We start from the raw sequence: 22,713 nt of genomic DNA, 5'->3' as shown, positions 1-22,713 counted from the left end.
CGAGGGTGCGAAGACTACTGCATAATTTCTTAAATCGGAATCAATCGAGAGTAAAATATGCGGCAATTCAAAGTGCTACAGCGCCGCGTTTGAAAGACCGCGGCGCTATTGGCATTTCCATCCCCAATTGCGATCGAGCCTGACCAGGTGGGTCAGGCTCGATCGTCTTTTCAACGGATTTGGTTCAGGCGTAATATATGTCAGGCGCTTAACTGCGGAAGAGCGACAGAATATTCTGCGACGACGAATTCGCGATCGATAGCGATTGGATCGCAAGCTGCTGTTGCGTTTGCAAGGCAGACAGCCTGCTCGACTCCTCCTCCATGTCGGCGTCGACCAGCCGTCCCACGCCCGACTCGATTGAATCGGACAGCGCACCGACGAAGTCTTCCTGCAGTTCGACGCGCGTCGAGATCGAACCCAGCTGCGCACCGGCAGAGGTCATTGCCGACAGCGCCGATTCGATGGTTGACAGCGCCGACTGGATCTGACCGGTGGTGAAGTCGGTAATGTCGAGCGAATAGACGGAATCGCCATTTGCGTCCACCGTTCCGAGGATGCCGGACGCGGTATCGATCGTCCCGCTGCTCATGCCGAACAACACGTTGCCCGTGGAGCTGGTATCCAGGGCATAATCCGTCACTTTAACGGAAACGGCGCCGGAGCCATCGCGAACAAAGGACGACACGACGCTTTTCGTGCCGCTTTCGCCCGCGACCCAGTTCTCACCAGAGAACGACGCTGACTGGGCGATGCTCAGCAGCTGTTCCTGAAGCTGCGTGATTTCTTCCTGGACCTTGGATTTGTCGACACCGTCTTCCGTCGCTGCCACAAGCTTGGATTTGATCTCGTCGACGACATCGATCGCATTTTCCATGGCCGTATAGGCAGTATCGACCTTTGCTGCGCCGAGGCCAAGGGCGTCGGAGACGGCCGAAAGCGCCTTGTTGTCGGACCGCATCGTGGTCGCGATCGACCAGTAGGCGGCGTTGTCGGATGCGGTGTCGACCCGATAGCCGGTAGAAACGCTGTTCTGCGTCGTTTCGAGGTTGGAGTTGATGCTGCGCAGCGTCTGAAGGGCAGACATCGCTGAATTGTTCGTATTGATGCTCGTCATTGGAAGTTCGACCCGTCCATGAGTTGGATGTGTTGCATCCCGGGTGAATCCGGGCCGTGGCGAGCAGCCTCATGCTTATCGACCCGTGTTCGGAAAGGTCAATTCGCCATCGTTGAGTTAATTATGGTACTTAAAAGTACCTTAATAGTTAACGCGAAGGACGAGTCGACACTTTTTGCATGAATACGCCGCGAAGGCTCGGCTGCTTGATTTGACGGTCGTTTTTCGGTGAGGGTCATGCCCAGACAATGTCTGCCGGGAGCCGGTCCGAAAGGCGCTTCAGAAATTTCCAACCGGCAATTGACGTCTCGGCGGGAAACTGACTATCAATCTTAAATCAATTTGATTGACTTCAAAACAACGGGCTCGCGGGCATGAGGTTGAGCAAGGCTGCACCGCGCCACTTCCATCGGAGCCAGCTTCGCGGCAGCAACCGCCTCCGACCGGCTGGGCCTACGCGATCGTCGGCAACGTCACACGCTCGGCCTGCCACGAAAAGGCCGCTTGCCCCATGCCGATCACCAATTCCGCTCCGGTAGTGTGCCGGAATACTCATGATCCGATCTCCAAGAAGAAAGAGCGACCATGTCCACATCTCGACCGAAAGCCCTGCGGCTTGAAACCCTTTGGAACCCGCCCGCTGACGGTAAGGAATTCTCCTACGTCCTGCGTCTCAAGAACCTCGGCACCGAGCCGCTTTCGAATTTCTCCCTCTGCGTGAGCGGCCCAGGCCGTGTCGATCCGGCCGGTCGTGTCGAAGGCGCCACGGTTTCGCAGCGGCTCTCGAATTTCACCGAATTCCAGCCACCGGCCAATTTCGTTCTCGGCGCCGGCGAGACGTGGACGATATCGGTCTACGCACTGAGCTGGCAGTTCCGTCACTGGACGGACGGCGCGACAAGCGGTTATCTCGCGCTTTCCGATGGAAGCACGATCGTGCTCAGCATAGAGCCGACGCGATCTTCGGTCAGCAATGCGCCGCTGAAGCGTGGCGCCGAGATCTATCCGGTTCCCATCAATGCGCCCGTTCAGGTGTCGATCATCCCCTGGCCGAACCATGTGGCGGTCACTTCCCGCCGGCCGCTGCCGGCCGGTTTTGCGCCGCAGTCGCAGAGCGCTGAAGGGGAGGCGGCATCAAGAAGTTTCGCAGCGCTGGTCGAGCATCTCTTTGCCGTCGAAGGCATTATGCGGAGCGAGACGGAAGGCGCGGTTCCAGTTGCCCTGAAGGATGCCGCCGGCTTCGGGCCGGAGGCCTATCGGCTGAGCTTCGAGGGTGAGGCGATCACGATCGAGGCAAGCAGCCAGACCGGCTTTCTCTACGGCCTCGTCACGCTCGGCCAGATCTGGCGCGGTGCAAGGCTGCATCCCGAGGTCTTCCAGTTTCCGGCTTCCGGCGAGATCGTCGATGAGCCGTCAATGGGCTGGCGCGGCCTGCATCTCGACGTCGCCCGCCAGTTCTACGGTGCGGCTGAGGTCAAGAAACTGCTGGCGGTGCTTGCCTGGAACAAGCTCAACCGTTTCCACTGGCACCTTTCCGACGACGAAGCATGGCGCGTCGAGATCGACGCCTATCCTGATTTGACCGCGGTCGGTGCCTGGCGCGGCCACGGTCTTGCCGTTCCGCCGCTGCTCGGTTCGAGCCCGGCGCGCACAGGCGGTTATTACACCAAGGCTTCGATCCGCGAGATCGTCACCCATGCCAAGAGCTTCGGCGTGGAGATCGTGCCGGAGATCGATATGCCAGGCCATTGCTACGCCATGTTGCAGGCGATACCGGAGCTACGCGATCCGGCTGAGGTCGGCAGCTATTATTCGGTTCAGGGCTTTCCCGACAATTGCATCAATCCCGCCCGCGAGAAGACCTATGAGATCGTCGAGACGATCCTTTCGGAACTCATCGAGCTCTTTCCGTTCAAGACCATCCATCTCGGCGCCGACGAAGTTCCGCTTGGCGCGTGGTCCGGTTCGCTGGAAGCGCTCGAGCGCCTGCGTAGCGTGGCGGGGAACGAAGTTGCCGATGCGCATGCCAAGCGGCTGAACGTCGTGACCAATACCCACGGTGCCGACGACATCCACGGCTCGGGCGCCGCCATCCTGCAGGCGGAGTTCCTGAACCGGGTCCAGCGCTTCCTTGCGAGCAAGGGCTGCATCACCGGCGGCTGGGAAGAGGCGGCCCACGGCGATGTCATCGACAAATCGAAGAGTTATCTCTGCAGCTGGCGCAATGTCGAGGTCTCGGCCGAACTTGCCGAGCGCGGCTACGAAATGGTCGTCTGCCCCGGACAGGTCTACTACCTCGACATGGCGCTCAGGCCCGACTGGGATGAGCCCGGCGCCAGTTGGGCGGGGACTTCGGACGCCGAGAAGCTCTACAATTTTGATCCCATCGGCGGCTGGACGGCGAGCCAGAAACAGAAACTCCTCGGCATCCAGGCCTGCATCTGGTCCGAGCCGATGACGGATCGGGCCGTTTTCGACCGCCTCGTCTTCCCCCGCCTTTCCGCACTTGCCGAAACGGGCTGGACGAAGCCGTCATCCAAGTCGTGGGAGCGCTTCAGGGCGCTCGCAGGACTGATGCCGCTGCTCTACGGGCTGCAACAGTCGTAGCGCTCCGTTTGGGCCGCCGGTTTTGATTTAAGGATCACCCTTGCCATTGCCGGAGGCGGTGATGGCAAGGATACTGACATCGCTTTCAAAGGGCGTTGTCAGGTGCCGCCCCATCTGCCGCGGGCAGCTCGCATTCGGGTGCGGCGATACGAATAGGACGGGTTCCAATCTCCGCGCCGGTCGCGCGGTCGATTGTGAGGGGATCGATCTCCGTTCCGGTTGCAGCGTCAAAGAAACGGGTGACTGCACCGCCGCTGCGATGCTTGCGGCCCCAGGCGCCGATCGCAAACAGCACCGGCAGAAAGTCGCGGCCGGCTTCGGTCAGCACATATTCATCGCGCGGCGGACGCTCGGAATAGCGACGCTTTTCCAGCAATCCTTCCTCGGTCAGCGATGACAGCCGCCCCGTCAGCATTGTCGGGACGATGCCGAGGCTTTTGCGAAATTCATCGAAGCGGGTCAGCCCCGCATGGGCGTCGCGCATGATCAACATGCTCCACGCATCGCCGACGAGTGCCAGGCTACGGGCGATCAGGCAGGGCTGGTTCGAAAGATTCTTCATGTCGATATCTTTTTAGTAGTGACTTGCTATCAATTTGATAGTAACAGAATGCGCATGGATATTCCACGACAAAACGAAGGCAGACGTCGATGAGCAAAAGAGAACGCGGCATTGCCCTGGTCACAGGGGCTTCTTCCGGCATCGGGCTGGTAACGGCGAAGGCCTTGCTACGCGACGGCTACAAGGTGTTCGGCACCAGCCGAAAGCCGATGGCCGACACCGCCGACGGCATCACCATGCTGGTTTGCGACGTCATCGACGATCAATCGGTGCAGAGCGTCGTCGATGAGGTTCTGAAGCGCACGGGACGGATCGATCTGCTGGTCAACAATGCCGGGATCGGCCTGCTCGGCGGCGCCGAGGAGTCGACGACGGAGCAGGCCAAAGCCGTGTTCGACGTCAACGTCTTCGGCACGATGCGCATGACCAATGCAGTGCTGCCAGTGATGCGGCGGCAGCGTAGCGGCCGGATCATCAACCTGAGCTCGATCCTTGGGCTGATCCCGGCGCCCTTCAACGCGCTTTACGCAGCGACCAAACACGCGATCGAAGGCTATTCGGAATCCCTCGACCATGAAGTGCGCACACAGGGCATCCGCGTCGTGCTCGTCGAACCGGGTGTCACCCGGACCTCCTTCGAGGAGAACATCACGCGCCCCGACCGGCCGCTTGCCGTCTATGATGCGGTGCGCGCCGACGCGGAGAGGCTGATGCGCGAGATCGTCTCAAAAGGCGATGCGCCCGAGGTGGTCGCCGCAACCGTCATCCGGGCTGCCAATGCAGCCTCGCCCAGGAGACGCTACACAGCCGGAAAGGCCGCAGGACAGATCCGTTTCATCCGCCGCTTCTTGCCCGAGTCCTTCGTCGACAAGAACCTCCGGAAATTCAACAAACTTCCCGATTGATCCTGGCTTGCCGCATTGTCGGCTCATCACAAAAACGAAAGTTCGCCGTTATGAAAGCATTCCTGATCGATCACTACAAGAAAGGCGGCGCCCTCAGGCTCGGCCAGAGCCCTGAACCGCAGCTGCGCGAGAATGACGTCATGGTCGAGATCCATGCCGCTAGCGTGAACCCGCTGGATGCCAAGATACGGGACGGAGAGTTCAAGCTGATCCTGCCTTACCGGCTTCCCTTGGTTCTCGGCAATGATGTCGCTGGTGTCGTGGTCCGGGTGGGCGCCAATGTCCGGCAATTCAAACCCGGCGACGCGGTCTATGCGCGTCCCGGCAAGGATCGCATCGGCACCTTCGCCGAGTATATCGCCATCGACGCTGCCGATGTTGCGCTGAAACCCGCCAATCTCAGCATGGAAGAAGCCGCATCCATTCCGCTTGTGGCACTGACCGCATGGCAGGCGCTGGTCGAGCGCGCCAAGCTGCAGAAGGGCCAAAGGGTGCTGATCCATGCGGGCTCCGGCGGCGTCGGCACCATCGCCATCCAGCTTGCCAAACATCTCGGCGCCCATGTGGCGACGACCGTGAGCACGGCAAATATCGATCTGGTGAAAAGCCTCGGCGCCGATGTGGTGGTCGATTACAGGAAGGACGACTTCGAAAAGGTGCTGAAGGGCTATGACGTGGTGCTGAACAGCCTCGACAAGGAGACGCTGGAGAAATCGCTCGCCGTCCTGAAGCCCGGCGGCAAGCTGATCTCGATATCAGGTCCGCCCGATCCCGATTTCGCCCGGCAAAACGGTTTCGGCTTTCTGCTGCAGCAGGTCATGCGCTTCTTGAGCTTCGGCATCCGGCGGAAATCGAAACGCCGGGGGATCGGCTATTCCTTCCTCTTCATGACGGCAAACGGCGCGCAACTCGGCAAGATCACCGCGCTCATCGAGGCAGGCGCCATCCGCCCCGTCATCGACCGGGCCTTCCCGTTCGAGAAGACCAACGAGGCGGTGGATTATGTGGAAACCGGACGCGTCAAGGGAAAGGTCGTCATCGCGGTGAAGTGAGGTTTGGGAAGGCCGAAGAGCGCTCGGTTAGCCGAGCGGCTTTTGCAGGACGTCGAAGCGCGGATTGATTTCGGAAAAGAAAAGTGCGCTCGAGCGAAGCGGCTTCACGGTCGTTGCCGGTAGGCTGAGGGTGTAACACCTGTGCCCGACTTGAATGCCCGCGTCATGTGGCTCTGGCTGCTGAAGCCGCAGGCCGAAGCGATCTGTGCGATCGGGTCCATGCCTGATAACATCGATTTGGCGCGCTCGATACGCCGGTGAGCCACCCAGCCATGCGGGGACACACCATAGCTTGCCCGGAACATCCGCTGAAAATGAAAGGCGCTGAGCTGCCCGATCGTCGCCAGATCCTGCAAGCGGATCGTCTCACCGAGATGGGCCTCGATATACTCCAGACTCCGGCGCCGCACGTGAGGAGCGAGCCCGCCGCTGATCGCGCAGGGACGCATCCCTCCATAACGCGGATCAACGAAGAAATCGTTGATCGCCTGCGTCATCGCTTCCTCAGCCAGCAGATGACCGCCCGTCACCATCGCTTTCGTCATCTGCCGAAGCGTGTGCGCCAAGACGGGCGCATCTGCGAAGGTTAATTCGGGAAGAGCCATGAGCCGAGCATCGCGGTCAAACGTCTCGGCAAACATCCGGCGCATCTGGTCGTCGGGAACATACAGATGGACGAATTGGGAGAAATCGGTGATTTCCCATTCGGAAGAGTGCTCCTGTGGCATGATGCACAGCACTCCCGGACGGCCGCGAGCGGCGGGGCTGCCATCCAGACGACGCGTTCCGGCGCCGCCTCTCAGATAAAGGCTGAACGTATGATCGTTCGGCCGCTGATAGCTCATCCTGTCGTGTGCATTGCTCCAGATGGCAGCTGATCGCCCGAACCCCAGATCGATGGACTGTGACATCTGCGCAGTGGGAGATGCGGATAGAAACCTGAAAACCGAGGGGTGACTATATCTCACCAATTCTTCCCCACACCTGATCATGCCGCGCGAACAATACCGGCGGACGACCAGTATGGCGAGCCGGAAGTCCGGGCAAATCGATTTCGTAGCAAGAATCTGCAAGAGGCCTGCTCACGGTTCGCCTATTGGTCGGGAAAACGAGGATCACGCCATGGCAAATGCCGCTCTTTTCATCGCCACCGTCCTGATATGGGGCACGACCTGGATCGCCATTGCGATGCAGGTCGGTCCCGTGCCGGTCTTGGTCTCGGTCTTCTACAGATTTGCGGTTGCAGCAGCTATCCTCGTCGCCATCCTGGTTGTCATGCGGCGGCTCAAGCTGCCTGCCTTGCGCGATCAACCTTTCATCCTTGCGCAAGCGCTCTGCCTGTTCAGCCTCAATTTCATCTGTTTCTACAACGCCGCCGCCTCTATCCCGTCCGGGCTGATCTCGGTGATCTTCTCGCTCGCAACGATCTACAACGCCGTCAATGCGCGCCTCTTCTTCGGCGACCGCATTACCGGCCGCACGCTTCTCGCAGCCGCGCTCGGAGCAACCGGGCTTCTGCTTCTTTTCGGACAGGACGTTGTCGTCGATTTCGATATGGCCACGTTGAAAGGGATCGGACTCGCAGCGCTTGGCACCCTGTTCTTCTCGCTGGGCAATATGGCATCGCGTCGAAACAGCGCGGTCGGAATCTCACCGCTGACCGCCAACACCTGGGGCATGACCTATGGCGCGATTATCCTGCTCTTTCTGATTGCCGTGACGCGAACGCCGATCGTGGCACCGCCTAACATCACCTATCTTGCCGCCATGCTCTATCTTGCGGCAATCGGATCGGTGATCGGCTTCACCACCTACCTCATGCTGGTGTCGCGCACCGGCTCCTCGCGCGCCGCCTATGCCACCGTCCTGTTCCCGATCGTCGCCCTGTCGTTGTCGACGGTTTTCGAGGGCTACCACTGGAGCGGTCTGGGCCTGTTCGGCCTGGCGCTGACGCTTCTCGGCAACGTGGTCATCTTTGCGCCACCTCCAGCCCGTCGCCCGCAGTCAGATGCGAGGCTGCCAGCAGGCGGAGGAGGGGCCGGCCTCGGCAATCTCCGGGGCGGAGGTAGCTAACCGAGCGGCTTTTGCAGGACGTCGAAGCGCGGATTGGTTTCGGAAAAGATCGGCAGGGCGGCGGCGCCGAGGATTGCCGTATCCTTGCCGGTCATGCCGATCATCACCCGAGGGACCGCCCGCTTCTGGTTGGGATCGATGGGGGTGTGCAGCGGCTCCAGCCGCTCTGCAAGCCGAAGCATCAGCGAGGTCGATATGCTGCCGCCGAGCACGATGGTCTGCGGATCGAAGGCAAGCTCCAGAAAATCGACGGTCTGTCGCAGCGGCTGGACGGCTTGCTCCAGCCAGGCATCGAGGCCTTCGCCACCCTTGGCGATCAGCGCATCGAGATCGTCGGGCGACAGCTCCTCGGCATTGGCAATGCCCATGAATTCGTATGCAACGGCCGGCGAGACGTAGCGATCCAGACAGCCGCGCTTGCCACAGCTGCAGAGCTTGCCATGCGGTTCGACGATGATATGGCCGATCTCGCCGGCATTGTTGCGGCTGCCCTTGTAGAGGTGGCCGTCGAGGAACATTCCGGCGCCGATGCCGCCGCCGCCCGCAAGAAACAGATAGACGAAGCTGCCCAAACCGCGGGCGACACCATGAAGACGCTCGCCGATCGCTGCTGCCGTCGCATCGTTCTCGACCAGCACCGGCACTTTTATCCGCTGTTCCAGCTCATGCCCGACAGGAAAATCCTGCCAGCCGGGCAGGTTCAGCGGACTGAGCGACGTGGTGCCGCCATCGGCATAACGGCCGGGCAGGGCCATCCCGACGCCCAGCAGCCGGTTCCGGTCGAATGCGAAGGCCTGCTGAAGATCCTCGACTATTGCTTGGAGCGCCGGCATGGCCCGTTGCGGATCGGGATGTTCGACGTGGCGCTCGATGCGCGCGCAGACAGCGCCGGAGAGATCCGTCAGAACCCCGCTGGCGCGCTGGCGGCCAAGTTCGAGACCGATCGAATAAGCGCCGCGCGGATTGATGGAGTAGGGGATGATCGGCTGGCCGCGCGATAGCTTCTGTGCCTGGGATGGGACGAGAAGGTGCGACCTCTCCAGTTCCTCGACGATATTCGACACGGTCTGGGCAGTCAGCGCCGTCATCCGGGCGATCGCCGCGCGCGACAAGGGACCGTTCGTGCGGACAGCCTCGATCACCACACGCCGGTTGTGAGACTTGGCCTGCTCGAGATTCGTGCCGGAGATCGCCTTCATGTCGCCTTCAAAGGAAATGGTGCGTCACCCTTGTCACAAGACGAACACCGATGAAAGCCGCATTCTTCGTCTGGTCCCATTTGCCAATGGTGTCGACTAGCGGGCTTTGCCTCTATGCAGGAGGCCGATGATCGCTATCCCCGCCAATCCGGTGACAGTGCTGAGGATTGCGGTTCCCGAATAGCCGGTCACATAGGTGCCGGCGGCAAAGACCAGCGCGCCGATCCCGGCACTGGCAAAGATATTGACGGAGATCAGTGCGCTGCCGAGGCCCGGCCGGTCGGCGATCAGATCCTGCAGATAGGTGATCGGAATGGTGATGATCGCCGACGCTCCGATGCCGGCAAGCAAGGTGAGCGCATAGAGGTGCCACGGCTCGGAGGCAAAGCCGAGCAGACTGAGGAAGACGGCATAGATGATGGTACCGGCGGCAAGCGCCGTCATCTGTCCGGTCTTCCGCGCGATCCGCGACCAGACGATGATGAAGACGACTTCCAGCAATGCGACCATGCCGACGAGAATGCCGACGTCGCTCAGCTTGCCATGCGCAGCACCAGTGGCGATCAATGGCAGCAGGGCGTCATTCAGATGCAGCGTACTGGTGATCAGCGCGACCCCGCAAATATGCGCCGAAATCCGCGGAGAAACCACTTGGCCAAGCGCGCCGAGGTAAGTGAGATGATGAACTGCTGCCATTTCCGTTGCCGCTCGCTTCGGCAAGGCGAAGACGATGATCCCCTGGCACAACAGACATGAGATGCTGGCAAAGAGGTAGGCCGGCAGCATGCTCGATGCGCCAGACAGCAGCAGGCCGGTTATCCCTGGGATCAGCACCCACGACAGCGAGATCATGGCGCGCACGCCGGAGTTGGCCGTCACCATGTCGCTTCGGTTCATGCCGTGCATAGCCGCGCGCGCATTGGCAAACAGCAGCGAGTTCAGCGCCCCGTAGATCGGCAGGGGCAGCAACCCGCTGATGACGAAGACGGCGGCGCTGGGAAAGGCGTAGACCACGCCGTAGCCGACGATGCCGAACAGGCAGGCGCAGATCATCGTCGAACGGTATTCACCAAGCCGGTCGGCGAGATTGCCGAGCAGGATGCTGATGACGACATTCACCGCCGCCGAGACGAAACTCAGGAAGGAATAGAGGCCGTCGCTCAGCCCCAATTCGCGGATGCCGATGATCGAACGGTAGGGTGCGGTCATCGCTCCCGCCATGCCGAAGGTGAAAATGGCGATCATGCTGGCGCGGATCGCCGGATTGCGGAAGACGTCAGGGAAAAGTCGGCTCATGCGGTGATCGATCAGAAGTAAGCCGGCTTCACAACCTGCTCCTCTCGTCTTCCTCTAGGTTTCAGTAATGTTCCGATTGCGAGAAGGTCCGCGCGAGCTCGGCCTGGCCTGCCGTGAGGCCGCAATCGACAGGCAGGCAGACGCCGGTGATGGCTGCGGCCAGGGGACCGGCAAGGAAGGCCACCGCATTGGCAACATCTTTCGGATCGACGACGCGCTGCAGCGGATACCAGCGGCGTGCTTCCTCGAAAACATTCGGATTGGCTGCCGCGCGCGCTTCCCAGGCCTGCGTCTTTACCGTCCCCGGTGCGACGGCGTTGGACCGGATGCCGAACTTGCCGTATTCCACCGCAACCAGCCGGGTGAAATGCAAAAGGCCTGCCTTGGCGACGCTATAGGCAGGGTGCCCGAAGACATGCAAGCCATTGACCGAGGCAATATTGACGACGGAACCCTTCGAAATCGTCAGCATGGGCTCGAACGCGCGGAAACATAAGAATGCCGCTTCGAGATTGAGCGCATTGTCCGCCCGCCAGATCTCGGGCGTCGTGTCGTGCAGGCTGGTCGCGCGGGCAGCACCCGCATTGTTGACCAGGGTTCGACACACGCCGACGTCGGCGGCGCGTCTTGCCAATTCCGCAATGCTCGTCTCGCTGGTTACATCACATTGGACTGCGACGAAGCGATTGTCCGGCCCGAGCTTCAATGCCACGGCAGCCGCGGCCTCCGCATCGATATCGGCGAGCAACACGACGTCGTGGTCATCGGCGAGCCGTGCGGCGATCGCCGCGCCGATATCGCCTGCAGCGCCGGTAACGATGGCTATCGACTGCGTCATTTTCCGTCGCTCCCGTTCATGAACTTCAATCTCCAAGCAATTGCCGGTCGTCGCCGTCACGGTGAATGACAAGCTGCTGCTTGATACGCCGAAGCGTGGTCGTTGCCTTCGGCTGAACGGCATAAGCGACCAGGCTCGACAAGATATCGATCGTCGCGATGTAGGCGATGCGCGTCGAGGTCGGGCGATAGATATTGTGGCCCTCGGGAAGGTCGATCGGCACGACGATTTCGGCGGCCTTGGCAACCGGGCTGTCCGTCTGGGTGAGCGCGATCGTCTTCACCTTGGTCTGGCGGGCAAGCTCGAAGGCGCGCACCAGCTCCATATTGCGCCCTGAGAAGGACGAGCCGATCAACACGTCGCCGGGCCTTGCCGCGGCAGCCATCATCAGCTGCATGCTGTGGTCGGAACTTGCCGTGATGCGAAGCCCGAGACGAAAGAGCCGGTTCTGGAGCTCGTCGGCGATCATCGATGAATTGCCGCCCGACCCGAACGCATAGATCATATCGGCCTTGGCGATATGCGATACGGCGGCTTCGATCGCGGCAAGATCGAGCGACCGATGCAGGAGAAAGAGCGCGTTCTGGGCTTTGGTGATGATATCCTGGGCGACATCGGCCGGATCGGTGCTTTTCGATTCCGGTTTCAGGTAGCGAACGCCGATATGGGCGGTGCGGGCAAGCTGCACCTTGAAGTCGGAAAAGCTCTCGCAACCAAGCCGCCGGCAAAAGCGTGTGACGGTTGGCGGCGATACCTTCGCCCGTTCCGCCAGCTCGATGATCGAGGCATTCACGGCAAATTCGAAGTCGTTGACGATGATCTCCGCAATGCGGCTCTCGGAGGGAGAGAGCCGACCCTTGTCTTCCTGCAGCGTTGAAAAGATATCCAAGCCCGTCCCCCCGATGGTTCTCTATCCATCCCTCTTCTTATAGGCCACGCAGTCGATCTCAACCTTGCAATCAACCATCATCGACGATTGCACACAGGCGCGTGCCGGCGGGTGTTCGCCGAAATACTCCTGATAGATTTTATTGAAGGTCCAGAAATCGCGCGGATCATCGAGCCAGACGCCGACGCGCACGACGTCCTCGACGCCATATCCGGCCTCATCGAGGATCGAAAGGACATTGGCAATCGTCTTGTGGGTCTGAGCAATGATGTTGCCGTCGATGATTTCGCCATCTTCCATCGCAACCTGGCCGGAAACATATAGCCATCCGTCGGCTTCGACCGCACGTGCGAAAGGCAGCGCCTTGCCGCCGGCGCCCGTTTGAACAGTGCCATAGCGCTTGATCGGCATGCTGAAGTCCTTGCAAATTATTTTCTTGATAAGTTGACAAGTGACCATAGAAAGCAGAATTTGACCAGTGAAAAACACTATTTATGAAAAGAATTTCAATCCGGGGCTGATATGCGCGATCCTTTCCAGAATCCTTTCCCGTCAGACAGCGCCCGGCATGCCATCTGGGAAATGCTCGTTCCGCGCGATATCGATGCGTTTCTGGCCGCCGATTGGTCGATGGTGGAGCATGACTTCGTGGAGGAGGGCTTCATCGGTATCGATGCCCAGAAGCAGGTCAACCCCGACAGGTGGCGTCTCGCATTTCCGACGCTGTCGGCCTATCGCCAGGAATGGCTGAGGCAGGCAAAGGATTTCGCCGAGCAGAGTTTCGCAGAAGACGCGCGCATGGCGATCTTCACCACGACGACGCTTGAGGATATCGAAATCGAGGGCGACATGGCGCTTGTTCGCAAGAAATTCGACGGCGGCATTACCAAGAGCGACGATTCCCGGGACGTCCTGCAATGGCAGACGCTCTATTACTGCAGGCTTCACCAAGGACGCTGGAAGATCTCAGGTTTCACCGGCTACCTGCCGAACCCGATGGGTTGACGCGGGGGCCGACAACACGAAGGCCACTTTCTTGCGCATTTTCACCGCAGCACTGGCGACCGAGACCAACACCTTTTCCCCGATCTGCGTGGATCGTCGCGCATTCGAAGCCTCTCTTTATGCTCCGCCCGGCCAGCATCCCGAAACACCGACGCTTTGCACTGCGCCGATCACCGTCGGAAGGCGCGTCACCCGAGAAAAGGGTTGGGAACTGATTGAGGGAACTGCCACCTGGGCCGACCCCGCAGGCCTCGTCAACCGGACAACCTACGAGGAATTGCGTGACGAAATCATAGACCAACTCCGCGCAGCAATGCCTGTCGACGCTGTCGTCATGGGCTTGCACGGCGCCATGGTGGCCGCCGGATACGAGGATACCGAAGGCGATCTTCTGTCGCGCATCCGCGAGATCGTCGGGCCTGATGTCCTCATCTGCGCCGAGCTCGATCCGCACAGCCATCTCACTGCAAAACGTGTCGCCGCTCTCGATTTGGCCGTCTATTTCAAAGAGTTTCCGCACACGGACTTCGTCGACCGCGCCGAGGACCTCTGGCGCATTGCGGTCGCGACGCTCGAGGGCCGGATCAAGCCTGATATGTCGGTGTTCGACTGCAAGATGATCGACGTCTTCCCGACATCGCGCGAGCCCATGCGTTCCTTCGTCGACAAGATCATGCAGATCGAGAAGGATGATCCGGACGTCCTGTCGATCTCGGTGATCCACGGCTTCATGGTCGGCGACGTTCCCGAAATGGGAACGAAGCTGCTTGTCGTGACGGATAATAAGCCGGAGAAGGGCGCGGCGTTGGCCCGCGAACTCGGCCTTGAGCTATTTTCGAAGCGCGGCACCTTCATGGTCCCGCAGATCGACGAGAAGGAAGCTGTCTCACGCGCGATGACTGCCACCGCATGGCCTGTTGTCATCGCCGATGTCTGGGATAATCCGGGTGGCGGCACGGCAGGGGACGCGACGGTTATCCTCGGGGAGCTGATCGCCCGCGGCGTCACCAGTGCTGCGATCGGCACCATCTGGGATCCGGTGGCCGTCCAGATTTGTTTTGCGGCAGGCGAGGGGGCGGAAATTCCACTGCGCTTCGGCGCCAAGTCGGCGCCCGGCACCGGCAATCCCATCGACGGCACCGTCAAGATCGTCAAGCTCGTGAAGAATGCCGAGATGCACTTCGGCGAGAGCCTCGCACCTTTCGGCGATGCCGCACATATCGTGCTTGGCGGCATCGATATCATCCTCAATTCGACGCGCGCTCAAAGCTTCGATCCGAGCCTTTTTTCGGTGATGGGCATTAATCCCGCCCGGCAGAAGATCCTGGTGATCAAATCCACCAACCACTTCTTCGCGTCCTTCTCGAAGATCGCGGCGGAGATCCTTTACTGCTCCGCCGGAACGCCCTATCCCAATAATCCGGCAACGACGCCGTACAAGCGGGCACCGAAGACCATATGGCCGATCGTCGCCGATCCACACGGACCAGAACGCGGAGCCGCCTAGATGCATGACAACAGGTTTGCCGTCGTCGCCAAGGCAGGCGACAGGATCGCCGATCTCTCGACGCCGCGTCCTGTTATCGACGAAGACAGGCTGGCTGCAAACATAGGCCGCGTTCAATCCTATATGGATCAGCACGGGCTGAACTTCCGCCCGCATATCAAGACGCACAAGATCCCGGCTCTCGCCGTCGCGCAGGTTGCCGCCGGCGCCAAGGGCATCAATTGCCAGAAGGTGACGGAAGCCGAAGTCTTTGCCGAAGCCGGCTTCGAGGACATCCTCATCACCTTCAATATCCTCGGACCGCAGAAACTCGAGCGCCTGGCCAAGTTGAACGAGAAGATTTCGGCCCTCAAGGTCGTCGCCGACAGTGAAGTGACGGTCGACGGGCTAGCGGCACATTTGTCCGGCCACAAGCCGCTGAACGTGCTGGTCGAATGCGATACCGGCGGCGGTCGTTGCGGCGTGCAGACACCAGATGAGGCGGCCTCGCTCGCCAAGCGCATCGCCGCTTCCGACGGCCTCACCTTCGGCGGCATCGTGACCTATCCGAAACCGCAATCGGCCGCCGCCGTCGAAGCCTTCATTGCCGAAACGCTGGCACAGCTGAAAGCCGAAGGCATAACCTGCCCGATCGTCAGCAATGGCGGAACGCCAAGCCTCTTCGAGGCGCATCTCGTCACCTCGGCCACGGAACACCGCGCCGGCACCTATATCTACAACGATCGCCAGATGGTGCGCATGGGCCATTGCACCGAGGACAATTGCGCCATGCACGTGCTGGCGACCGTCGTGTCACGGCCAAACGCCGACCGCGCCGTCATCGATGCCGGGTCGAAGGCTCTGACATCGGATCTTCAGGGTTTTAGCGATTACGGCCTGGTGGTCGGCTATCCCGAGGCGCGGATCAGCAGCCTCTCGGAAGAACACGGCGTGATCGACCTGTCGAATTGTACCGGCCCCCGGCCGCAGATCGGCCAGAAGCTGTTCATCATCCCGAACCACACCTGCGTCGTGTCGAACCTGTTCGACACCATGGTCTTCCATCGGGGCGGCGTCGTCACCCGCGTCGAGCAGGTCGCGGCCCGCGGTCTCGTCTGGTAGGGGGCGGTTCCGGTTGGAGCGAAATGATACCGATTGCCGAAGGCTGCGGTTATCGGTGGATCGCTCGCGATCTCGGTATCAGCAAAATACAGTAGCCGATGTTGCGAGACGTGCGCGCAAGGGATGACCTGGTTGCGCCGATATCGTTGAAAAACTCGATGGATTAGCCGCTTAGCCCGCCGTTTGGGCCTTTTGGGCCTTTTGGGCAGGGAGTTATCGGTTATCTGCCCTGCGCCTGTGCGCAAGGTTTCGATTTATGCCGCCTTATGCGGCGATAACGCCGTGCAGCGACCTTTGTGGTCTGAGTTTGGCCAGCCTCCTGAGGTTTTGAGCGGTTGCGGCAAGCAGGAATTCGTCTCGCGCCCCGCACGGACCTCGCAGCCTCAAACGGGCCATCCGGAGAATGCGTTTCAAGTGTGCAAAGAGCATCTCGACCTTCTTGCGACGATGCCGGGACTGCTCATATTCTGGCGTGGCAGCAATCGCTCGGGCGACATCGCGGGCATCTTCGTTGAGATCACGCGGTACCTTGCGTGCAACCGCATTTGGACAGCAAAGCTGTTTGAGTTCACAGCCGTCGCAGTCCTTCTTGCTGGCGCGATAGAGCCGTGTCCCTTCGCTCGTGATCCCCGATCTGGGCGTTGCATAGGTTCGGTGGAACTGCTTCAGCTCCTTGGCCGCCGGGCATATGTAGCGATCATTCGCACTGTCCCAGGTAAAGTCCGAGCGCGAGAAGGTCCCGTCGGTCCGGTTCGATTTGTCGAAGACAGGAATGTGCGGCGCGATCGTCTTTTCCTTGACCAGCCAAGCCAGATTGTCGGCGGAACCATAAGCACTGTCAGCAGCGAGATAGCCTGGCCTCAAGCCGAAGCGGTTCTCTGTCCTATCGATCATCGTGCGGGATGCTCCGACCTCCGCTTGGCGGATGGCACGCGTCGCCTCCACATCAAGAATGACGCCATGATCGGTATCAATCAGATAATTGGTGGCATAGGCGAAGAAGGCATGCCCTTTGTGGGCACCAGTCCATTGAGCTGCCGGATCGGAAGGCGAGATGAACTTCGGCCTCACCGGTGACGCAGCACCAAAAGCCGCGTCATCGAGGACCGCCAGATATTCCTGCACCGATCGACCGGCATCCTCTTTAACTTCCCATTCCGCGCCAGGCACTGAGCGCTGCTTGTTGGCGTCCGCCGCGATCAAGCTGGCATCGACGGCAAAGCCTTCCGCGCCGACCAGTCCCTGCGCCAGACAGCGCTCCACCACCGTCTCGAACATATGCCGCAGGATATCGCTTTGCCGGAACCGGCCATGACGGTTCTTCGAGAAGCTGGAATGGTCCGGCACCTTGCCATCCAGCCCAAGGCGGCAGAACCAGCGATAGGCAAGGTTGAGGTGGACCTCCTCGCAAAGCCGCCGTTCCGAGCGGATGCCCATGCAGTAACCGATGATCAGCATCCGCATCATCAGTTCAGGATCAATCGAAGGACGGCCCGTATTGCTGTAGAAAGGCTTCAATTGTACTCGCACGCTGTCGAGGTCGAGATGGCAGTCGATCCCGCGCAGCAAGTGGTCCGCAGGGACGTGTTCATCAAGGCAGAAGTCGTAGAAGAGCTGCGCCGGAACCGCCTGACATCCCATCATTGCTCAATTCTCCGCAAATCAATGCGACGATTGAATCACGCCACTACGGCGCCAGCAAGCCGAGTTTTTCAACACAATCCGCCAAGAGCTGACATTTGGCGAGATTGAGTGAGTGACCGATTTGGGGCCGGAAGGAGACTGGCCGCATCTGGAGAGTTAGCCAGAAATGCAGACTTAGCGCAGTTGCAGTTCGGGCTCCCCGGGACAGAACTGGGCACTTCCGCCGAGGCCCCCGCTCGCCGCCCATCACCAGACGTTCAAGAACCGTCCGCTTTCCGTGGATACTCATTTCCGTGTCGTCCACCTCGACGCCGTCGGTCACAAAGAAGGATGACGGCTCGATGGAGGTGGAGATCGCCTGGGCATCACCTCTTTACCACTTGTTGACTCACCCGCGGTTGAACAATAACTTGCTAATTCGGTCGTTAGGCTTGTCCTCACATGACGGATCAATCTATTCAGCGTCGCCTTGCCGCCATCGTCGTTGCCGATGTGGTGGGATACTCACGCCTGATGGAGGCTGATGAGGTCGCAACGCTGGCGACCCTCAGGGAACTCCGTTCCGGCGTTATCGAGCCGGCTGTGATGCGCAACCACGGTCGCATCTTCAAGGTCATGGGCGACGGGTTCCTAATCGAATTCGGTAGCGCAGTGGACGCGGTCGCAGCAGCGTTGGAAATGCAACGGGCCACCACTGCTGTTGAAGCTTCCGGAGACCGGCGCCTGCTTTTGCGTGTAGGCGTCAATCTGGGAGATGTCATTGACGACGGTTCAGACGTCCTCGGCGACGACGTCAATGTCGCGGCGCGCCTCCAGACGCAGGCCGCACCGGGAGGTATCTGCATTTCAGCCAATGTTCACGGCGAGATCGTCGGCAAGATTAGCGACCGGTTCTTTGATGCAGGCGAACGCTACCTGAAGAACCTGACTCGCCCGGTCCACGTGTGGCATTGGCCGGATGCGCTGCAGAGCATATTGCCGCTGCCCGAATGTCCCTCGATTGCTGTATTGCCGTTCACGAATATGAGTGGGGATGATGCGGACGCGCCTTTCGTCGACGGCTTGACTGAAGACCTGATCACCGACCTTTCCCGTACGGCTGGTCTGTTCGTCATCGCGCGCAATTCCGTGTACGTCTACAAGGGCAAACCGGTCGACGTACGGCTGGTCGCCCAGGAACTCGGCGTCCGCTATGTCCTCGAGGGGAGCGCCAGACGCGCAATGGGCCGTGTCCGCATCAATGCCCAATTGGTCGACACGCTTGCCGGCCAGCACTTGTGGGCCGACCGGTTTGACAGGACGGTGGAAGATGTTTTCGAACTACAGGATGAAGTTAACGCCAAGATTGTTGAAGCCCTCGTCGGCCGGCTGACCATCCCGACGCCGCGCAATCGGCCGAAGAACTTTGAGGCGTACGATCTGTGTGTGCGCGCCCGCCTCCTGACGGAAGAGTCGCCGCAAACTGAGCGTGAGGCCTATATGCTGCTCCAACGCGCGGTTGAGCTCGAGCCATCATATGCCGAGGCGCTCGGTCTGCTCGCCTATAACCGTTGGCTTGCCTGGACTCATTTCGGCGAGCCCGAAGATCCTAATCGTCGGATGGCGGCGACGTTCGCGCAGAAGGCGGTCGACCTGGATCCCAACGATGCCGGCTGCCGTTACGTTCTGGGGACCATTTTGGCTTATGAGCGGCGATGGGAGGAATCGGAGGCCGCCTTCGCCAAGGCCCTGGAGCTGGACCCCAACCACGCCGACACCTGGGCCGCCATGTCGGACATGTCCGTGCTGGACGGCAGGGTTGCCGACGGACTGGCGCAGATTGAAAAAGCTCTGCGGCTCAATCCCTACCCAGCCTGCTGGTATCTTTGTCATCTTGGGCAGGCGCAATACGCCGCGCATGACTATGAGGCGGCAGCCGCTACGCTCCGCAGGAAAGACACGTATCGTACCAACTCACGCAAATTCCTGGCTGCTACGCTTGTGCAGTTGGGCCACCGTGAGGAGGCGCGGCGAGAAGCAGAATTGTTCCTGATCGCCCACCCTCATTTCACGATCGGCCATTGGCTCAGCTCCCAGCCGCTGCGCGATGCATCTGTACGAGACCACTTTGTTGACGGCTTCCGAAAGGCCGGCCTGCCGGAGATGTGACAGCGGGTGGGCACAATCCCGACGCGTTCGAGGACTTGATCAACGGATATGCGCTGTGCGAGAACGGCGGTCTGGATCGCAGTGCCCGGCTTCTTCAGACGCTCCACAAAACGCGTCAATCAGCCCGAGTCTTGCATGACTTCAAATAGGCCGGCCTCTGCCATCTGCAGGAGATTGTCCAACGACGTTCGTGGGGTGAAAATCACCCCGAACCCTACCGGCGAGCAGCCAAAATTGCTTAGGGCGTCGTTTAGCCCCTATCCGGTGCCGCCCCCGGTAGGAAAAACGCCGACCTGGCCGCCGGTTCACGCCGCCGTCGGGTTGATCACGTTCATATCGATTTCGGTCAGTTCAACCCGCCGCTCAAAGGCTATGCCCGCCTCGTCGAAGAGATGGCAATCTGCGGCATTGATGCCGGTTGCAACCGGCGCGTCCGCACGGATGCCGACGCTTCCTGGCAGCATGGCACAGAAATTCTCGGACTCTCCATTGAGCGAAGCGTAAGCGACCGTATTTGCTCCAAGGCGCTCGATGACCGTCGGCGTCACGGTAAAGACGATATCGCCGCCGCCAAGCTGGATATGTTCCGGCCGGATGCCGAGCGTCAAAGCCTTGCCGACCATACCGTCACGCGGCGTCACGGGCAGAACGGCTGTCTGACCCTGATAATCAACTTCGACACCATTGGCGCTGACGCCCTTGCAGATTACGGGCAGAAAATTCATTTTCGGATTGCCGATGAAGCCGGCGACAAACTGATTTGCGGGCTTGTGATAGAGCTCCAGCGGCGCCCCCGTCTGGGAGATATCGCCGGAATCCAGCACGACGATACGATCGGCCATCGTCATGGCCTCGACCTGGTCGTGCGTCACATAGATCATCGTCGCCTTCAACTGCCTATGCAGCTTGGCAAGCTCGATGCGCATGTCGGCGCGAAGTGCTGCGTCGAGGTTGGACAGCGGCTCGTCGAACAGGAATATCTTCGGTTCGCGCACGATCGCGCGGCCGATCGCGACGCGTTGGCGCTGGCCGCCGGATAACATGCCGGGTTTCTGCTGCAGCCGCTGTTCGAGGTGAAGGATGCGCGCCGCGTTTTCCACCTTGGCCTTGAGCTTTTCCTCCTCCATCCTTTCGACGCGAAGCGGGAAAGCGATGTTCTCGAAAACAGTCATGTGCGGATAAAGCGCGTAGGACTGGAACACCATGGCAATGCCGCGCTTGACCGGCGGCAGATCATTGACCCTGATACCATCGATGACGATGTCGCCCGCGCTCGTCGCGTCGAGACCGGCGATCATGCGCAGCAAGGTGGATTTGCCGCAGCCGGACGGACCGACGAAGACGACGAACTCGCCGTTCTTCACATCGAGCTGCACGCCCTTCAGAACTTCGTAGTCGCCATAGAACTTCTGAACTTTGTTGAGAAGGAGCTGTCCCAAAAATCTGTCTCCGCTGGCGGCCGTCGCACATTCGATCATCAGAGAAGGGATCGCGGATGGTCTCCCGCGATCCCGAAGAGCCCAATGGGCTTACTTGAACGCCTCGACTTCGCCGGCAGCCTTCTTGAGAGCAGCCTCCGGCTCGGCCTTGCCCGTCACCACGGACTGTACCATCTCGATCATCGAGTTCTGGAAGCCCTTGTAGTCGGTGAAGAGCGGCTCGGGACCACCGTAGCTGATGCCGTCGATGAGCGGCTTCCAATGGGGATCCTTGGCGACGAATTCATCGACCTTTGCAGACGGCCGCAGCGGGGTGAGGCCGGCGCCGCCCTGCAATTCGTATTCGGACTGCACATCGGGCGAGGTGATGAACTTGGCGAATTCCGTCGCCTTGTCCTCGACCCCCGAACCCTTGAAGATCGCCAGGCTGTCGGTGATCAGCAGCGTGCCGGGGCCCTTGGCGTCGGGACCGAGCGGCAGCGTCGTGATGCCCCAGCTGATCTTCGTCGCCTTCAGGCGGTCGGCTGCACCCGATCCTGCCTGGATCATCGCCACCTTGCCGTCGAGGAAGATGGCGCGGACTTCGTTCTGCTCGTAGGCCGTCGGGCCTTCTTCGGAGTAGGGGACGATATCCTTGTAGGCCTTTAGCGCGGCGAGTATCTGCGGGCTGTCGAGCGTAACTTTGCCGTCGGCATCGATCACCGTGCCGTTGTTGGTGTAAACCCAATGCATGAACTGGTGCATCGTGTTGTCGAAGGTCTTGGCGGAGAGACCGAAGCCCGGAATGCCGGTCTTTTCCTTGATGGTCTTTGCCATCTCGATTTCTTCAGCCCAGGTCTTCGGCGGCGTCTCGGGATCGAGGCCGGCCTGCTTGAAGAGATCCTTGTTCCAATAGAGCGCCTTGGTAGAGAAGGCGATCGGAACGCCCCACTGTGAGCCCTCGAAGGTCACGGTGTTGACGATGTTCGGATAGTAGGTCTTCTTCTCGTCGTCCGTCATCGGCACAGGAACGATAAGGTCGTTCTGCGCGAATTCCTTCAGCGTGCGCGAGCCGACATAGGCCATCGCCACCGGCGTACCGGCGGCAGCGAGCGTCGTTGCCTTGTCCTGGCACTGTGCCCATCCGACGACCTCAGGGGCAATCTTCCAGCCCGTGTTCTTTTCTTCCCACTGCTTGATGTATTTGGTGTGGACCGGGTCGATCGTGTCGCCGCAATAGATCCAGCTGATTTCCTTGTCGGCGGCCTGGGCAGTGACGGCCGTCAGTGCCGTCGAACCGAGCAGGGCGAGCGCCATAAGGCCTGTCTTGATTGATATGCTCACGTCGTGAC

The 22,713-nt window shown here is 60.3% G+C and carries 19 protein-coding genes; 8 read left to right on the top strand and 11 right to left on the bottom strand.

All coding sequences use genetic code 11. The annotated features are described in order from the left end of the window. Window positions 1–208: 208 nt before the first annotated feature. Window positions 209–1,117, bottom strand: coding sequence for a flagellin N-terminal helical domain-containing protein (locus tag AC2444_RS33795; RefSeq protein ID WP_128450419.1), 909 nt, complete (start codon window positions 1,115–1,117; stop codon window positions 209–211). Window positions 1,118–1,702: 585 nt separating this feature from the next. Between AC2444_RS33795 and AC2444_RS33790 the strand changes: the two genes are divergently transcribed. After that, window positions 1,703–3,724 carry a beta-N-acetylhexosaminidase gene (locus tag AC2444_RS33790; protein WP_128450418.1) on the top strand — a complete coding sequence of 674 codons (2,022 nt, stop codon included), beginning with the start codon at window positions 1,703–1,705 and terminating at the stop codon, window positions 3,722–3,724. A gap of 85 nt (window positions 3,725–3,809) precedes the next feature. Here the strand turns inward: AC2444_RS33790 and AC2444_RS33785 are convergent, their stop codons facing one another. Then, window positions 3,810–4,286: a winged helix-turn-helix transcriptional regulator gene (locus tag AC2444_RS33785; RefSeq protein ID WP_012763196.1), complete on the bottom strand. Its 477-nt coding sequence runs from the start codon at window positions 4,284–4,286 to the stop codon at window positions 3,810–3,812. Window positions 4,287–4,375: 89 nt separating this feature from the next. On the opposite strand from AC2444_RS33785, the gene AC2444_RS33780 reads away from it, so the two are divergent. After that, window positions 4,376–5,191 (top strand): oxidoreductase, encoded by an 816-nt coding sequence (locus AC2444_RS33780; RefSeq protein WP_012763197.1) that lies wholly within the window; start codon window positions 4,376–4,378, stop codon window positions 5,189–5,191. 50 nt (window positions 5,192–5,241) lie between these two features. Next, window positions 5,242–6,243 carry an NADP-dependent oxidoreductase gene (locus AC2444_RS33775; protein WP_128450417.1) on the top strand — a complete coding sequence of 334 codons (1,002 nt, stop codon included), beginning with the start codon at window positions 5,242–5,244 and terminating at the stop codon, window positions 6,241–6,243. 104 nt (window positions 6,244–6,347) lie between these two features. Here the strand turns inward: AC2444_RS33775 and AC2444_RS33770 are convergent, their stop codons facing one another. Then, entirely contained in the window at window positions 6,348–7,235 is an 888-nt protein-coding gene (locus AC2444_RS33770) for a helix-turn-helix domain-containing protein (RefSeq protein WP_487762931.1), read from the bottom strand. Window positions 7,236–7,365: 130 nt separating this feature from the next. Here AC2444_RS33770 and AC2444_RS33765 point away from each other — a divergent pair, with 130 nt between their 5' ends. Further along, window positions 7,366–8,316, top strand: a complete 951-nt coding sequence (locus AC2444_RS33765; RefSeq protein WP_128450416.1) for a DMT family transporter — start codon at window positions 7,366–7,368, stop codon at window positions 8,314–8,316. Here the strand turns inward: AC2444_RS33765 and AC2444_RS33760 are convergent. From AC2444_RS33760 to AC2444_RS33740, 5 genes are all read right to left on the bottom strand, one after another. Continuing rightward, entirely contained in the window at window positions 8,313–9,515 is a 1,203-nt protein-coding gene (locus AC2444_RS33760) for an ROK family transcriptional regulator (protein ID WP_128450415.1), read from the bottom strand. The genes AC2444_RS33765 and AC2444_RS33760 overlap by 4 nt on opposite strands. Window positions 9,516–9,611: 96 nt before the next feature. Further along, window positions 9,612–10,811, bottom strand: a complete 1,200-nt coding sequence (locus AC2444_RS33755; protein WP_128450414.1) for an MFS transporter — start codon at window positions 10,809–10,811, stop codon at window positions 9,612–9,614. A gap of 61 nt (window positions 10,812–10,872) precedes the next feature. Then, on the bottom strand, window positions 10,873–11,649 hold the full coding sequence (locus AC2444_RS33750) for an SDR family oxidoreductase (RefSeq protein ID WP_012763203.1): 777 nt from the start codon (window positions 11,647–11,649) through the stop codon (window positions 10,873–10,875). Window positions 11,650–11,674: 25 nt separating this feature from the next. Further along, complete coding sequence (locus AC2444_RS33745; protein ID WP_012763204.1) at window positions 11,675–12,538, bottom strand: MurR/RpiR family transcriptional regulator; 864 nt, start codon at window positions 12,536–12,538, stop codon at window positions 11,675–11,677. 21 nt (window positions 12,539–12,559) lie between these two features. After that, window positions 12,560–12,949 (bottom strand): RidA family protein, encoded by a 390-nt coding sequence (locus AC2444_RS33740; RefSeq protein ID WP_012763205.1) that lies wholly within the window; start codon window positions 12,947–12,949, stop codon window positions 12,560–12,562. A 111-nt stretch (window positions 12,950–13,060) separates the two neighbouring features. On the opposite strand from AC2444_RS33740, the gene AC2444_RS33735 reads away from it, so the two are divergent. From AC2444_RS33735 to AC2444_RS33725, 3 genes are read left to right on the top strand one after another with little or no spacing between them, the layout of a single operon-like run. Continuing rightward, window positions 13,061–13,543 carry a hypothetical protein gene (locus tag AC2444_RS33735; RefSeq protein WP_128450413.1) on the top strand — a complete coding sequence of 161 codons (483 nt, stop codon included), beginning with the start codon at window positions 13,061–13,063 and terminating at the stop codon, window positions 13,541–13,543. 31 nt (window positions 13,544–13,574) lie between these two features. Further along, the gene (locus AC2444_RS33730) at window positions 13,575–15,050 is read left to right on the top strand and encodes a M81 family metallopeptidase (protein WP_128450412.1); all 1,476 of its coding nucleotides are present in this window, start codon (window positions 13,575–13,577) and stop codon (window positions 15,048–15,050) included. Next, a complete protein-coding gene (locus AC2444_RS33725) occupies window positions 15,051–16,151 on the top strand; it encodes a D-TA family PLP-dependent enzyme (RefSeq protein WP_128450411.1) in 1,101 nt (366 codons plus the stop codon). A gap of 264 nt (window positions 16,152–16,415) precedes the next feature. On the opposite strand, the gene AC2444_RS33720 is transcribed toward AC2444_RS33725, so the two are convergent. Then, the gene (locus AC2444_RS33720; protein WP_487762926.1) at window positions 16,416–17,795 is read right to left on the bottom strand and encodes a transposase; all 1,380 of its coding nucleotides are present in this window, start codon (window positions 17,793–17,795) and stop codon (window positions 16,416–16,418) included. Between the two features lie 441 nt (window positions 17,796–18,236). Between AC2444_RS33720 and AC2444_RS33715 the strand changes: the two genes are divergently transcribed. Further along, window positions 18,237–19,943, top strand: a complete 1,707-nt coding sequence (locus AC2444_RS33715; protein ID WP_128405890.1) for an adenylate/guanylate cyclase domain-containing protein — start codon at window positions 18,237–18,239, stop codon at window positions 19,941–19,943. Between the two features lie 305 nt (window positions 19,944–20,248). On the opposite strand, the gene AC2444_RS33710 is transcribed toward AC2444_RS33715, so the two are convergent. Then, window positions 20,249–21,382, bottom strand: coding sequence for an ABC transporter ATP-binding protein (locus AC2444_RS33710; RefSeq protein ID WP_012763210.1), 1,134 nt, complete (start codon window positions 21,380–21,382; stop codon window positions 20,249–20,251). Between the two features lie 90 nt (window positions 21,383–21,472). Further along, window positions 21,473–22,678: an ABC transporter substrate-binding protein gene (locus AC2444_RS33705; protein WP_017996939.1), complete on the bottom strand. Its 1,206-nt coding sequence runs from the start codon at window positions 22,676–22,678 to the stop codon at window positions 21,473–21,475. Window positions 22,679–22,713: the final 35 nt, after the last annotated feature.

Source organism: Rhizobium sp. WSM1328 (genome assembly GCF_057653715.1).
The sequence above is the reverse complement of the archived record's forward strand: the minus strand, read 5'-3'. Positions and strand labels throughout refer to the sequence as shown.